The 14,965-nt window shown below is 52.5% G+C and carries 14 protein-coding genes; 5 read left to right on the forward strand and 9 right to left on the reverse strand.

Annotation, left to right across the window (positions count from 1 at the left end; translation table 11 throughout):
* Nucleotides 1-16 precede the first annotated feature (16 nt).
* The 9 genes from gdhA to malK all read right to left on the reverse strand — a co-directional run bounded on the left by gdhA (nt 17) and on the right by malK (nt 8,975).
* The gene (gene gdhA, locus J1778_RS13270; RefSeq protein WP_217173572.1) at nt 17-1,360 is read right to left on the reverse strand and encodes an NADP-specific glutamate dehydrogenase; all 1,344 of its coding nucleotides are present in this window, start codon (nt 1,358-1,360) and stop codon (nt 17-19) included.
* 114 nt (nt 1,361-1,474) lie between these two features.
* The gene (locus J1778_RS13275) at nt 1,475-1,960 is read right to left on the reverse strand and encodes a methylated-DNA--[protein]-cysteine S-methyltransferase (RefSeq protein ID WP_217173573.1); all 486 of its coding nucleotides are present in this window, start codon (nt 1,958-1,960) and stop codon (nt 1,475-1,477) included.
* A gap of 63 nt (nt 1,961-2,023) precedes the next feature.
* Nucleotides 2,024-2,722, reverse strand: coding sequence for an acid phosphatase (locus J1778_RS13280; protein WP_217173574.1), 699 nt, complete (start codon nt 2,720-2,722; stop codon nt 2,024-2,026).
* Between the two features lie 153 nt (nt 2,723-2,875).
* On the reverse strand, nt 2,876-3,748 hold the full coding sequence (locus J1778_RS13285) for a hypothetical protein (RefSeq protein ID WP_217173575.1): 873 nt from the start codon (nt 3,746-3,748) through the stop codon (nt 2,876-2,878).
* Between the two features lie 234 nt (nt 3,749-3,982).
* On the reverse strand, nt 3,983-4,420 hold the full coding sequence (locus tag J1778_RS13290; protein WP_217173576.1) for a DUF2000 domain-containing protein: 438 nt from the start codon (nt 4,418-4,420) through the stop codon (nt 3,983-3,985).
* Nucleotides 4,421-4,471: 51 nt separating this feature from the next.
* Complete coding sequence (locus J1778_RS13295; protein ID WP_217173577.1) at nt 4,472-5,311, reverse strand: AraC family transcriptional regulator; 840 nt, start codon at nt 5,309-5,311, stop codon at nt 4,472-4,474.
* A gap of 103 nt (nt 5,312-5,414) precedes the next feature.
* Nucleotides 5,415-6,311, reverse strand: coding sequence for a maltose operon protein MalM (malM, locus tag J1778_RS13300; protein ID WP_217150088.1), 897 nt, complete (start codon nt 6,309-6,311; stop codon nt 5,415-5,417).
* A 229-nt stretch (nt 6,312-6,540) separates the two neighbouring features.
* Nucleotides 6,541-7,839, reverse strand: coding sequence for a maltoporin (locus tag J1778_RS13305; RefSeq protein WP_217173578.1), 1,299 nt, complete (start codon nt 7,837-7,839; stop codon nt 6,541-6,543).
* 26 nt (nt 7,840-7,865) lie between these two features.
* Entirely contained in the window at nt 7,866-8,975 is a 1,110-nt protein-coding gene (malK, locus tag J1778_RS13310; RefSeq protein ID WP_217173579.1) for a maltose/maltodextrin ABC transporter ATP-binding protein MalK, read from the reverse strand.
* Between the two features lie 378 nt (nt 8,976-9,353).
* On the opposite strand from malK, the gene malE reads away from it, so the two are divergent.
* The 5 genes from malE (at nt 9,354) to J1778_RS13335 (ending at nt 14,931) form a co-directional block, all read left to right on the forward strand.
* Nucleotides 9,354-10,553, forward strand: a complete 1,200-nt coding sequence (malE, locus tag J1778_RS13315) for a maltose/maltodextrin ABC transporter substrate-binding protein MalE (RefSeq protein WP_217173580.1) — start codon at nt 9,354-9,356, stop codon at nt 10,551-10,553.
* Between the two features lie 71 nt (nt 10,554-10,624).
* Nucleotides 10,625-12,184: a maltose ABC transporter permease MalF gene (malF, locus tag J1778_RS13320; RefSeq protein ID WP_217173581.1), complete on the forward strand. Its 1,560-nt coding sequence runs from the start codon at nt 10,625-10,627 to the stop codon at nt 12,182-12,184.
* A 13-nt stretch (nt 12,185-12,197) separates the two neighbouring features.
* The gene (gene malG, locus J1778_RS13325) at nt 12,198-13,088 is read left to right on the forward strand and encodes a maltose ABC transporter permease MalG (protein ID WP_112286742.1); all 891 of its coding nucleotides are present in this window, start codon (nt 12,198-12,200) and stop codon (nt 13,086-13,088) included.
* 249 nt (nt 13,089-13,337) lie between these two features.
* Nucleotides 13,338-13,676 carry a helix-turn-helix transcriptional regulator gene (locus J1778_RS13330; RefSeq protein WP_129639299.1) on the forward strand — a complete coding sequence of 113 codons (339 nt, stop codon included), beginning with the start codon at nt 13,338-13,340 and terminating at the stop codon, nt 13,674-13,676.
* Nucleotides 13,666-14,931: a type II toxin-antitoxin system HipA family toxin gene (locus J1778_RS13335; RefSeq protein WP_217173582.1), complete on the forward strand. Its 1,266-nt coding sequence runs from the start codon at nt 13,666-13,668 to the stop codon at nt 14,929-14,931. Before J1778_RS13330 ends, J1778_RS13335 begins: the two co-directional genes overlap by 11 nt.
* The last annotated feature ends 34 nt before the right edge of the window (nt 14,932-14,965 follow it).

Here is a 14,965-nt window from a genome sequence, read left to right on the forward strand (position 1 = left end):
GCATCAGCGTAGCGGATTAAAGCACACCCTGCGCCAGCATGGCATCGGCGACTTTCACGAAACCGGCGATATTGGCGCCACGTACATACTGTGTCTGTTTGCCTTCACCACCATACTCAACGCAGGAGTGGTGAATATCCAGCATGATATGACGTAAACGTGCATCGACTTCTTCGGCTTTCCAGCTAAGACGTGCGGCATTCTGCGCCATCTCCAGCCCGGACGTCGCCACACCACCGGCGTTTGCCGCTTTGCCCGGTGCGAACAGCACGCCAGCGTCAATAAACAAATCTGTCGCTTCGATAGTCGTCGGCATATTCGCGCCTTCTGCCACGGCTTTCACGCCATTGGCAATCAGCACCCGCGCCGCATCGGCATCCAGTTCATTTTGCGTGGCGCAAGGCAGCGCAATATCCACGGGCACGTTCCACGGTTGCTGACCTTCCAGATAAGTCAGCCCGAGTTTTTGCGCGTAATCAGCGACGCGACCGTCGCGGCTGGCTTTAATTTCGGAGAGCAGCGCCAGTTTTTCAGGCGTGAAACCGGCTTCGTCAACCACGGTACCGTTGGAGTCTGACGCGGTGATCACTCGCGCGCCCAGTGACATGGCTTTTTCAATCGCGTACTGCGCGACGTTACCGGAACCGGACACTGCCACGCGCATGCCTTCAAAATCCAGCCCGTGACGTTTAAGCATAGATTCGGTGAAGTAAATCAGGCCATAACCTGTGGCTTCCGGACGGATCAGACTGCCGCCAAACGACAGCCCTTTGCCGGTGAAAACGCTGGCGGTGTTATTGGAAAGCTTTTTCATCATACCCGCCATATACCCCACTTCACGCCCGCCGACGCCGATATCACCCGCAGGCACATCGGTATCCGGCCCGAGATGACGGTACAGTTCCAGCATCAGCGCCTGACAGAAACGCATGATTTCGCCTTCACTTTTGCCCTTAGGATTGAAATCACTGCCGCCCTTCCCGCCGCCCATCGGTAACGTGGTCAGAGCATTTTTGAAGGTTTGTTCGAAACCGAGGAATTTAAGAATCGACAAATTGACCGACGGATGGAAACGCATGCCGCCTTTATACGGGCCGATGGCCGAGCTGAACTGCACGCGCCAGCCGCGGTTTACCTGCACCTGATTTTTGTCATTCACCCACGCGATACGGAACTGAATAACACGCTCCGGCTCGACCAGACGTTCAAGCAAAGCAGAACGGCGGTATTGCGGATTTTGCTCGAGGAAAGGCCATAGCGTGGTCATAACTTCACGTACGGCCTGGGAGAATTCGACCTGATGCGGGTCGCGTTGTTGCACTGAGGATAAGAACTGTTCGAGGGATTGAATCTGATCCATTGATTTAAAACTCCGTCTGTAAGTGATGTTGTCTTTTTTTATTTACTGCTTATTTTTTGACTATGCATCGACTGACAAGCGGACATCAAGTGATTTATTTACCGGATTAAAACCCTAAGATTTACGCCCTTCCAGCTTGAGTAATAACGCTTTGTTATCCAGACCGCCAGCAAAGCCGGTTAACTTACCGGAAGCACCGATGACACGATGGCAAGGCGCGACAATGGAAATCGGGTTACGGCCATTAGCAGCACCGACGGCGCGAACGGCTTTCGGACGACCAATACGGCGGGCGATGTCGCCATAACTGCGCGTCTCACCAAAGGGAATTTCCAGCAACGCCGCCCAGACTTCTTTCTGAAATGCCGTGCCGGTGAAATCAAGTTCCAGCTCAAAACGGGTACGTTCGCCCGCAAAATATTCGTTCAGCTGTTGCTCCGTTTTCAGCAAGATCGGAAACGCCGGGTCTTCAGTCATATCGCCCAACGGCACACGCCCGTCGATTTCGCATTCCCACAAAATAGCGGTCAGTTTGTCGCCTTTTGCCGCCAGCGTCAGCAGCCCGACCGGTGATGCCATGCGCTTGAATCTGTATTCCATCAGTCCCTGCCTTTGCGAGTTTTACGCCTCACACTTTACCGGAAAGGCAGGAACTGACGAAAATTATTTCAGACCAAGCTGCGCACGCAGTTCGGCTTTTGCCGCGTCAAATTCGGTTTTGAAATCAGGCTGCTCTTCCATTTTCTGGGCAATCAGCGCCGCGCCGGTGCGGCTCATCACAGTATCAGAACGGTAATGGAAACCGGCCACCAGACGATTTTCAGCGTAACCGGCTGCGCGGGTGAACAGCTCATTGCGTTTTTCCGGCACCATTTCACCCAACACCGTCGCCATCAGATAACCGATGGTGGAATGACCGGAAGGCCATGAACCGGATTTAGACTTTTTCAGCAGCGGATGAATCTGTTCATCCAGCATATAAGGACGGGGACGGTTAAACGCTTTCTTGGCGTGATCGTCCACCACGTCTTCTGTCGCCACAATGCGATCGAACAGCGCGGCGGTTTTCGGCAGTTTGGCGGCATCAAAATCCGGGCCCATGACGTTTGCAAAACGCCATACGTTTTCCTCAGCATCGGCAATCGCGGCTTTCTCTTGCTCAGGCGTACGGGTAGCCTGAATTTGCAGCAACTCTTTGAGTTCTGCTTTGGTCTGAGCAGAATCATCCGCCGGTGGCGCAGGCAGATATTGAGTCAGATCCAGCTCCTGACTGGTGATAAACGGTTTGGCTTCATCAGCAGCCTGAACAGCAAAGGTTGAACCCAGAGTGAAAAGCAGCAGAGCGACGAGGGACTTACGCACAGTGAAACTCCTGATATTAGTTTGAATATCAGGAGAATAGAGAGAAGACATGACAGAAATATGACGTCGCCATGCTGAACTCATCCCACAAAATGGCTGGGGTTAAGCCAGGACAACTCTGTTGCTATTACCGGGTTGTTTATTTTATCCGCATTACAATACTGCCGGGATGAGCCGTGGATTAATCACCACCATATATCCACCTTGATAGTCCATAAGCTGTTTTTTAATGCTGAGATGATTGCAATATATCCGGCTGACCGGAGGTGATTCGTCGTTGTTATTAACGCCCACAGCCATGCCATTACCCAGACTTATCATCCAATGTCCATTCCAGCAGGACACATTCTTATAAATATGAACGATATACCCTCGAGGTACCGTCAAAAAAGAGTTACTGGATATTGCCTCTGCGCTGTAATAAGTAGCCCTGCCCGGCCCAAAAGCCTGAGTCAACGATATCTGCCTGTTCGCGTTGGAGAATCTCAATAACCAGGGCAATGACACCAGACCGCTATTGAAAAGCCACACCATCACGCCAACGTAGCAGATTTGGTTATACATACCGCTAAATTTTTGGCGTGGTGCCGAGATAAAGTTGTACTTTTTAACATCACTCTGCACCCACCGGCTCGCAGCCCGTGCAGCGTCCGTGATATCTGAGGAGGTCACTATATACGCGCGTATACCTTCACGAATCTCCAGTTCAGATTGTGAGGTCCAGTAGCAAATGCTACTTTCTTTCCAGTCAGAAGATAGATAATTAACAGGGGATAACGTTGATATCCTCCCTGTCATTTTTACCCACTGCGCTGAATAATAGACATACTGACATAATAATAAAGAACGCAGTGCACGTCTTTTCTCGATCCCCTTAATTTTATTCTGACCCAGATGAAGTAATGCTCCAGTTTCACGCTCTTTGCCTGCTATAAGTTTTCTGACTTGATTAGCGAGATCAATGCTGATGTTTGCCTGGATATAACTGATACTATCGGAGAGACGTATTAGTGGACATTTATTCATACAAATAAAATATTCCTTGTCTTTGAAGGATCTTTCTGAGATGAACTCACGCACCATAATAGATGTTCAGAATGTAAGCCAGCAGAATCTTAATCACAGAATATCATCTACTCACCGAAGCGTTTATTAATGGTTCATTAAGATTTATTCATTAAAACTCCTGATGTTAATTTTAAGATCAGGAGTGCAGTGCGAAAATATAATAATTAAATAACTTCATATAAATAAGGGTTTTCAGCCCAGTAATCCGAGTTTACCGGTCAGCTTACGGACCACTTTTTTATTTCCCGCCAGCGCGATGCCGAGCAGTTGCAGGTTATCCGTCGGCACAACAGATACTGCCTCACGAAACGCGGCGTAATCGGTGGTTTGCTGCCCTTCCACCGGGAAAATAATGCCGTCCATTTCATCGTCATTTAGCAGATGCTGATGAAGTTGTGTGAGTTGTTGAGCATCAGCGACTAACACGCTGATACCAATCGGGATCAGCCCCGGATGTTCGCGGTTATCGGCATCAATCAGCGGTGCGCCCACCAGCGCCGGATGGCGTTGTCCGAGCGTCAGCGCCAGGACCGCGGCGGCATTAGCCGCGTGTCCGGCGGCAAGTTGCTGGTTGATCACAATTACGCAGCGTTCAGGGGACGAGGGCAGAATTGTTGCGGTGGTATTCATGATGACAGGCTCCGGTTCAGTTGAAATCTGAGCTTAACCTGTCACTTTTTCTTAATCTGGAAGATTTGTGCACAGACGCCGGTAATGCGCAGGCGTGAGCTGATAAGCACGGCGGAACCAGCGTCCGAGATGACTCTGATCGGCAAACCCTAAATCTGCCGCCACTGCTGCCGGCGTGCGCCCCAGCGCCAGCCCTTCACGGGCGCGGGTCAGTTTCAGCTGAATAAGATAGGCGTGCGGCGGCAATCCAAATTCGGCTTTAAAGGCACGGCTGACCACAAAACGGCTTTCGCCGGTCGCCGCCGCCAGTTGTTCGAGTCCGATGTCTTCGTGCAGATGGGCATGCAGATATTCCCGCGCCTGATGCGCCACGCGTGACCAGGGTGCATCAACCTGAAGACGCGGTGGCTGCCAGGTGAGATGGCCGCCCAGCGCGCTGAGTAATCCGTCGAGCGCTGTCTGCCGGAAGATGCGCAGTTCTTTGCCATGCAACGCCTGAAACGCCAGCGACGTCGCCTGCGCCAGTTGCGGATCCTGCGCTAAGGTATTTTCGAAACTCGGATCACCGGCAGAAGACAGCGAATCGCGCCGCGCCGCCAGTTCGCGGCTCAGCCATTGCGGATCGAGATACAGCATGTGGTAAGTAAAACCACCGGGTTGCACCGCATCACCATCGTGGATTTCGCCCGGTTCGAGCATAAAGACTTTACCCGGCAGGCTCTGGTGTTTCTTTCGCCGGCAGCTGAACTGCTGCAATCCGTATTGGGTAACACCGACCAGATAGCTGTCGTGCCAGTGAGGATCGTACGCATGGCCTTCGAAATGGGCGTGGATCGTCTCGATACCGCTGTCTTTATCTTTCGATAAATCGACCCAGTTTGCAGACGCCATAAATCCCCCGCTGAATGAATTAACAACAGGGTAACAAACAGAAGGGAGAAAAAGAAATGAAGAGATTTAGCGCCTCTCCTTCGCAGGGAGGCGCTAAGAAAACTTAGTGTTTCACGCTTTCAATGAAGGTTTTACGGGCGGTTTTAGAACCCAGACGCTCGGCTTCGTCGAGCAGTTTCAGGGCCTTATCGACGTCCCCTGCTTTCACCGCTTTCTTAATCGCGTCGTTGAAATAGGTTTCGGAATCGCTGAGCATTGGCTCAGACGGTTTTGCCGGAGCAGCCGCAGGTGCCGGAGCTTGTGTGCTGCCGACCACAACCGGCGCAGCCGCTGCTGGTGCGGATGACGGGAAGATCTGACCAATCATCACGTTACCGGTTTTCTGCTCGGCGGTGACTTTCAGGCTCAGCGTGCCGGTTGGGGTATGACGGGCAATCGGATCCGGGATATCCGGTACCGCGTTACCCACGCCAGCGGCAAAGGCTTTCGCCGGGTTTACCATCTGAGTCGTTTCAGCCAGATCCTGACGGGTGGTGTACACCAGCAGATAAATTTGTTTCTGACCCAGCGCGGGTGTCAGTTTCAGCGTGCCTTCCAGACGATCGCTGGAGACGATGCCCGGTTTCTGATACGGGAAATAACTGGAAGGATAAAAGGCCGCCGGACGCATCTGCTCATCCAGCACCAGAACATTTGGTGCATACACGGTTTTACCGGTCGCGATACTGGTCAGCGTAATTTCAAGTGAACCACGGTCGGCAGGCAACGCGAATGCCCCGACGGCGCCCTGAATTTGCCCCTGATTAATCTGTGCGCTGGACGTTCCAAGCGTCACATCCTGCGTCACTGGCGGGACCAGCGGCGTCCATGAAAGGTTGCGTAAGGTCTGGCTGGAAATCGCCGGAGCGGTATTCGCATCATTCTGCGCCGCATTCACGACCGCAGGTGCAGCAGCCAGCAGGCTCAGCGACAAACACAGTGACAGCAGATTCTTTTTCATTATTGTTTCCTTTGAAATCACCATGAAGGCTGGCGGTCATCAGCGATAATCCGCCAGCCAGCACATCTTCTTTACTGCGACTTTTAAAGCTTACATTGCCATTTTTCCAAACTCTTTCGGGTTGCCGGAAGGCGGCAAGCGTCCAAGTCCCCGGGAGCGCAGACAACTACGTGACCGGGGCGAGGACGCGCAGCCAACGCATCGGCAGCGCGAAGGAGGAAGGAAAAATTTACCACCAGATTTCCATTTGTGCGCCGAAGGTGACTTCATCGTCATTACCACGGCTGAAGGTACGGGTGCTGGTATCGTTCATAGCTAAGCCATTGCTTGTGCCGCTGTCGGTGTCGTAGCCCCATTTTTCATCCCAGTTTGCATAGGTTGCAAACACGCGGATGGCCGGACGTGACCAGATGCTGTCGCCAGCCTGCCATTGTTGCGCCAGGGTGACTTTGTACTGACCGTTTTTGTCGCCGGTACGCTGGGATTTCACGTTGTCGTAACCGACTTCCAGCAAGGTGCTCATGATTGGGGTCCATTTGTACATCGGACGCACACCCACGGTATACCAGGTTGTCCCGTTATTGTTATCACGGTCAACATCCTGATACATCGCCACATACATCAGGCTCCAGGTATCGTTGAAGTCGATGGCACCGTGGTCGAGAACGCGGATCATGCTGCCGTTGTTGTCGATGGCTGCACCGTTGGAGTGGCCGTTCGCTGCGCCCTGGCCCGGATCCGTCATGGAGTCAGAAGCGTATTGCAGGACGAATTTGTTGTAACCGTTGTAGATGCTCTGCGTATGTTCCGCAGTCACCAGGAAGCCGTCTTTGGTCGCATTGTCTGCGAAGGAATAACCGTCACGCGCATTGGCACGACCGTAATCCACACCTAACTCCAGCACACCGCCCGGGTTAGTTTGCAGACCTGCCAGACGAACGTCGAACACGTCGTTGGACGTTGGGACTTCGTTACGCTGATCGGCGATATAGCCGTATGAGCCGCCGCTTTCGGTGTTACGGGTCGCTGCCAGAGACAGTTTACCGAAGCCCAGATCCACGTCTTCCAGACCGGCACCAGGACCTGAAATATCCCAGTAGTAGAAGTCGATCATGTGAACGTCATGACGTTGGTAGAAACGCTTACCGGCCCAGATAGTGGAACCTGGCAGCCATTCGATCAGGTTCTTACCCTTCACGTTTGCTTCGCGGAAAGCAGGATCGGTTGACTCCCAGTCGTTCTGTTGTGATACGGAATACGCCACGTTGGTGTCGAAGTAGAAGCTCTTATCCCCTTCTTTCCACACTTCCTGACCGAGTTTTAACTCCGCATAGGTTTCGCATTCGTTACCCAGACGGTATTTACTGTCAGCGCCTGTCGCTTTGAAACATTGCTGTTCGCCGCCGCTGCCAGTCCAGCCGATGCCCGAACGGGCATAACCGGTAAAATCGACTGCCATTGCTTGTGTAGAAAGGATTCCGGCAGCCACTGCCAGCGCCAGGGAAGAACTACGCATTGTGATCATCATTTTCTCCTGTAGGGGATCGCGTGCTTTCAAACACCAGATTCGGGATGTAACCGGCGACATGCAGTTCCGTCCTCGCGGAACAGATGGCAGCGGTGTGGTGGCAACCCGATGGCGAATGTTGCACCTTCTTCTACCAGCACCACGTCGTTCTGGCGGTACACCAGGTTCTGACGAATTGCCGGAATTTGGATGTGGATCTGTGTTTCGTTACCCAGTTGCTCGACGACCTGCACTTCACCGGAAAGCGTCACTTCCGCGACGTCGCTTGGCAGAAGATGTTCAGGACGGATACCCAGTGACAGGTTGCTGCCGACTTTTACGTCGGCCCCTTCGACCGGCAGCCAGACTTGCTGACGGTTTGGCAACTCGACCTGCACACGTGCAGGTTCAGCACCGGTGACTTTCACCGGCAGGAAATTCATTTTGGGAGAGCCGATAAAACCGGCGACAAAACGGTTGGCAGGATAGTGATAAAGCTCGAGCGGCTTACCGACCTGAGCGATATGCCCGGCATCAAGCACCACGATTTTATCGGCCAGGGTCATCGCTTCGACCTGATCGTGGGTCACGTAAATCATGGTGCGTTTCAGGCGCTTATGCAGGCGCGAAATCTCAATACGCATCTGCACACGCAACGCGGCATCTAAGTTGGAAAGCGGTTCATCGAGCAGGAACACCGTCGGTTCTGCCACCAGCGTACGGCCAATCGCCACGCGCTGACGTTGTCCACCGGAAAGCGCTTTCGGACGACGATCCAACAGGTGCGCCAGCTGCAACACTTCAGAAACCTGATTCACGCGTTGATTGATTTCGGCTTTCTTCGCTCCGGCCAGCTTCAGGCCAAAAGACATGTTTTCAGCCACCGACAGATGCGGATAAAGCGCATAAGACTGAAATACCATGCCGATACCGCGGTCTGCGGGCGGCACTTCATTCATGCGTTTATCACCAATCTTCAGTTCGCCGGAAGTGATGTCTTCCAGACCGGCAATCATGCGCAGCAGGGTTGATTTACCGCAGCCGGATGGCCCGACAAAAACCACAAACTCGCCCTCTTCGATTTCCAGATTGATGTCGCTGGAAATCACGGTTTCACCAAAGGCTTTGTACACGCTGTTAAGGGAAACGCTCGCCATCCTGAACTCCTGTACTTGCTGCCAGCGAGAAAACTCAATGCAACGAAGAGTGAAGGAATAGCGGCTAAGCGTAATCATCCGTAACAAAGTTTTTCATGGGGGAGGAGCAGGGAGGATGACGGTTTCGCGCAACAGGATGAAAGTTCACACCAAAAATCAAATTCGTGATCTGAATGGCAAAAAACGACGCATATTTTTGAGTGATGAACCACATAACGCCTGAGAGTGTCGGCGGGATCACATTCTGAGAGGCGGGGGCGTAGAGGGGGGGATGATGAAGCCTTGTCGGGTTGAATCCACACTGGCGTCGTACCCTGTCTTTTCCCGTCTCAGACGACAGAAAACCGACTCCTCACAGGAAATAAAAAGGATTGGATTATGACTCTCAGCATTAAAAAGATTGTTAAACAAACACTGGCACTCTCAGCGCTGGCTACGCTGGTGCTGTCATCTTCCGCGTTTGCCAAAATAGAAGAAGGAAAGCTGGTCATCTGGATCAACGGTGACAAAGGCTATAACGGTCTGGCAGAAGTCGGTAAGAAGTTTGAGAAAGACACCGGCATTAAAGTCACGGTAGAACATCCGGACAAGCTGGAAGAAAAATACCCGCAAGTGGCGGCCACCGGCGACGGCCCTGACATTATCTTCTGGGCGCACGACCGTTTTGGCGGTTACGCACAATCCGGCCTGCTGGCTGAAATCAGCCCGGATAAAGCTTTCAAAGACAAACTGTTCCCGTTCACCTGGGACGCAGTGACCTTCAACGGCAAGCTGATCGGCTATCCGGTTGCGGTTGAAGCGCTGTCACTGATTTACAATAAAGACATCATTAAAGAAGCGCCAAAAACCTGGGAAGAAATCCCGGCACTGGACAAAGAGCTGCGCGCCAAAGGCAAGAGCGCCATCATGTGGAACTTGCAGGAACCGTACTTCACCTGGCCAATCATTGCCGCTGACGGCGGTTATGCCTTCAAGTATGAAAACGGCAAATACAACATCAAAGACACCGGCGTGAATAACGCGGGTTCTCAGGCGGGCCTGCAATTCATCATCGACCTGGTGAAAAACAAACACATCAACGCTGACACCGATTATTCCATCGCCGAAGCCGCCTTTAACAAAGGCCAGACCGCGATGACTATCGACGGTCCGTGGGCCTGGTCAAACCTCGACAAGAGCAAAATCAACTACGGCGTGACGCTGCTGCCAACCTTCCACGGCAAACCGTCTAAACCGTTCGTCGGCGTGCTGACTGCCGGTATCAACGCCGCCAGCCCGAACAAAGAACTGGCGAAAGAGTTCCTGGAAAACTATCTGATCACCGACGAAGGTCTGGCGGTGGTGAACAAAGATAAACCGTTAGGTGCCGTGGCACTGAAAACGTATCAGGAACAACTGGAGAAAGATCCGCGCATCGCCGCCACCATGGCTAACTCCAAAAACGGCGAAATCATGCCTAACATCCCGCAGATGAGCGCCTTCTGGTATGCAGAACGCAGCGCCATCATCAATGCGGTGAATGGCCGCCAGACTGTTCCGCAAGCACTGAAAGACGTAGAAACACGCATTACCAAGTAATGCCGAAGCACTAGCTCAATGAACGGTGCGGGGCTTACGCGTTCCGCACCGCCACCACAAGGATTGTCCTTATGCCAAGAGCCAAAAAACGGCCGTTCAGCAATGCGTTCAAATGGCTGATCATCGCCCTGCTCGCCTGCTTTACCGGTTATCTGATCGTGCTGATGTATGCGCAGGGCGAAACCCTTTTTGCCGTTCTGACCCTGATCCTCTCCAGTGTCGGTTTATACATTTACGGCAACCGCCGCGCCTATTCGTGGCGCTATGTCTATCCTGGCCTCGCCGGGATGTCGTTATTTGTGCTGTTCCCGCTGGTCTGCACCATCGCGATTGCCTTCACGAATTACAGCAGCACTAACCAGCTGACTTTCGAGCGTGCGCAGTCGGTGCTGATGGACCGTGAATTCCAGGGCGGAAAGGCTCTCAATTTTGCACTATTCCCTGCAGGTGAAAAGTCTGCCGGTGATAAATGGCAGCTGGCACTGACGTCTGCGGATAACAGCGAAACGCTGGTTTCGCCACCTTTTGCCTTTAACGCTTCCACGCCACAAACGCTGGAGATGCTCCCGCAGACGGCCCCTTCCGCTGAAAAAGCCGGGCTGCGCGTGGTGACACAAAACCGTGCGGCGCTGGGTCAGCTCTCGGCAAAATTACCCGACGGCGAAACGCTGCGCATGAGTTCACTGCGCCAGTTCTCCGGCACCCAGTCGCTGTATAAACTGGGCGAGGATGAAAAACAGCTGACTAACGTAGAAACCGGCACAATTTACCGTCCGAACATGAACACCGGCTTCTATCAGGCAGTGAATGCTCAGGGCGAATGGCAGGCCGAACAACTCAGCCCGGGCTTTACCGTCGGCATCGGCTGGGGCAACTTCCTGCGCGTATTGCATGACGAAGGGATCCAGAAACCCTTTCTGTCGATTTTCGTCTGGACCGTTGTTTTTGCCCTGCTGACCGTGATCCTGACCGTCGCCGTCGGCATGGTGCTGGCCTGCGTCGTACAGTGGGAAGAGCTGAAAGGCAAAGCCGCTTACCGCATCCTGCTGATCCTGCCTTATGCGGTGCCGGCCTTTATTTCGATTCTGATTTTCAAAGGGTTATTCAACCAGAGCTTCGGTGAAATCAACCTGATGCTCAGCGCGTTGTTTGGCATAAAACCGGCATGGTTCAGCGATCCGTGGACCGCCAAAAGCATGATCATTATCGTCAACACCTGGCTCGGTTATCCGTACATGATGATCCTGTGTATGGGCCTGCTGAAAGCCATTCCTGACGATCTTTATGAAGCTTCGGCAATGGACGGCGCTACGCCGATGCAGAACTTCTTCCGCATCACGCTGCCTTTGCTCATTAAACCGCTGACGCCGCTGATGATCGCCAGCTTTGCCTTTAACTTTAATAACTTCGTGCTGATCCAGTTACTGACTAACGGCGGGCCGGACATGCTCGGCACCACCACGCCTGCCGGTCATACCGATTTGCTGGTCAGCTACACCTATCGCATCGCCTTTGAAGGCGGCGGCGGGCAGGACTTCGGGCTGGCGGCAGCCATTGCCACGCTGATCTTCCTGCTGGTCGGTGCACTGGCTGTCGTGAACCTGAAAGCCTCACGCATGAAATTCGACTAAGGAGAAACAGACAATGCCCATGGTTAAACCTAAGTCGCAGAAAGTCAGATTGCTGGTGACGCATCTTTTACTGCTGTGTTTTCTGGCGCTGATCCTGTTCCCGCTGCTGATGGTGTTTGCCATCTCGCTGCGTCCGGGTAACTTCGCCACCGGCAGTCTGATCCCCGATCAGGTATCGTGGGATCACTGGAAACTGGCACTCGGCATTGCGGTCACCAACAGCGACGGCAGTATTACGCCGCCGCCATTCCCGGTGATGTTGTGGTTATGGAACTCGATCAAGATCGCCGGGATCACCGCCGTCGGCATCGTCGCCCTTTCCACCACCTGCGCCTACGCCTTTGCCCGCATGAAATTCCGCGGTAAAAGTTCGCTGCTCAAAGGGATGCTGATCTTCCAGATGTTCCCGGCGGTGCTGTCGCTGGTGGCGTTATACGCCCTGTTTGACCGCCTCGGCATGTACGTGCCGTTCCTCGGGCTGAACACTCATGGCGGCGTGATCTTCGCGTATATGGGCGGCATCGCCCTGCACGTCTGGACCATCAAAGGCTATTTCGAAACCATCGACGGCTCGCTGGAAGAAGCCGCCGCACTGGATGGCGCCACCCCGTGGCAGGCTTTCCGTCTGGTACTGCTGCCGCTGTCAGTACCGATTCTGGCGGTTGTGTTCATTCTGTCGTTTATCGCGGCCATCACCGAAGTACCCGTGGCATCTTTACTGCTGCGTGACGTGAACAGCTACACCCTGGCGGTCGGGATGCAGCAATATCTGAACCCGCAAAACTACCTGTGGGGTGATTTCGCGGCGGCAGCCATACTGTCCGCTATCCCTATTACGGCAGTTTTCCTGATTGCTCAACGCTGGCTGGTCGGCGGCTTAACGGCAGGCGGTGTGAAAGGTTAAATGTAAGGCTAATGCGCTTTGTAGTACTTGATTAATTCCCTGTGTCTTGGGCGGCTGAATAAGCCGCCTTTTTTTGTGTAATGGAATACGTAAAAGTGACGATTAATGATCTTTATATGAATCATAATGCGCTATTATGATTCATATAAAGATCATTTTAATTGACAGATTTAAGTCACGAGCCTAGCATTTCACTGGATGAAATGTAGTCAAATTTTCGATGAATTTCATAATGAGCATAGACATACGATGGCGAATCCAAGAGTGCGTACCTATTCCCGATACACCCGTGAAGCAGCATCATTGCTCAGCGGATTAATTCGAACTGCACGTCTGGAGAATAAACTGACCGTTCAGGAAGTGGCAGAACGCGCCGGCGTTTCCAGAGGGTTAGTGCAGCGCATTGAGAAAGGCGATCTCAAATGTGAAATAGGGGCAGTCTTTGAAGTGGCTGTTATTGTCGGCGTCAGATTATTCGATGCGGACGAAAATTCAGTTTCGCGCCATCTCAGACAAACAGAAGACAAACTGGCACTGATGCCGAAATCGGTTCGTAAAGCACATAAGGAAATAGACGATGACTTCTAAGCGTAAGGACACTGAGGCTTTTGTCTGGATTTGGCTTCCGGAAGAAACACGCCCCATTGTTGCGGGAAAAATAGTGTCTGACGGCAAAGATATCGAATTTAATTACGGTAAAAGCTATCTCGAACGTCGCAATGACAAGCGGGCTGCCATTTCGATTTACGAACCTGAATTGCCTTTACAGCCGGGGCTGTTGCCCGTAAAGAAGGGGCTCAATTTCTACGGATGCCTGCGCGACGCCGCACCAGACGCCTGGGGGCGTCGGGTAATCATTAACAGAAAGCTCGGGCAAAAAGGCGCATCGACAGATACCGCAATGTTAGATGAACTGACGTATTTACTGGAGTCTGGCTCAGACCGCATCGGCGCTTTGGATTTCCAGCGATCAGCGACGGAATACGTTTCACGTTCAGCCAGTAATGTCAGTCTGGAAGAACTGCTTCAATCGGCAGAACGCGTTGAAAAAGGGATCGCGCTCACCCCTGAACTCGATCAGGCACTTTTTCATGGCAGCTCGATCGGCGGCGCACGACCTAAGGCATTGATAGAGGATCAGGGTTGTAAGTATGTGGCAAAATTTTCCTCAACCACCGATCTCTACAGCGTGGTAAAAGCAGAATTTATCGCGATGCGGCTTGCGTCCCTCGCCGGGCTCAGCGTCGCACCCGTCAAAATGGCTCGTGCCGCGAATAAAGACGTATTGCTTATTCAACGCTTTGACCGGCTGAAAAAAGAAAATGGCTGGTCCAGGAAATGCATGATATCTGCCCTGACTTTATTTGGTCTTGATGACATGATGGCGCGCTATGCCAGTTACGAAGAATTTGCAGGTATCATCAGGCATCGTTTCTCTGAACCCAAAAAAAGCACTAAAGAATTGTTTTCACGACTCGTTTTTAACATTCTTTGTGGCAATACCGATGATCATGCCCGGAACCATGCGGCATTCTGGGATGGCAAAACATTAAGCCTGACACCGGCTTACGATATTTGCCCGCAAGGAAGAGCTGGTAATGAAGCCTCTCAGGCCATGTTGATTTCAGGAGATAATAATCTCAGTCGTCTCAAAACCTGCCTGAGTGCCGCTCATTCATTCTTACTGGCAGAAAACGAAGCACGGGACATTTTTGAGCATCAGATCAGTGTGATAGAAGATAACTGGACCTCAGTATGTGATGAGGCTGAGCTTAACGAGGTTGATCGCAATCTTCTTTGGGGAAGACAATTTCTGAACCCGTTCTCACTCGAACAGGAATAATGCAGCGTTTTGAACAAAGGGAGCACTCCCTCAC

It is taken from the genome of Rahnella bonaserana (genome assembly GCF_019049675.1).
Classification (GTDB): Bacteria; Pseudomonadota; Gammaproteobacteria; order Enterobacterales; family Enterobacteriaceae; genus Rahnella; species Rahnella bonaserana.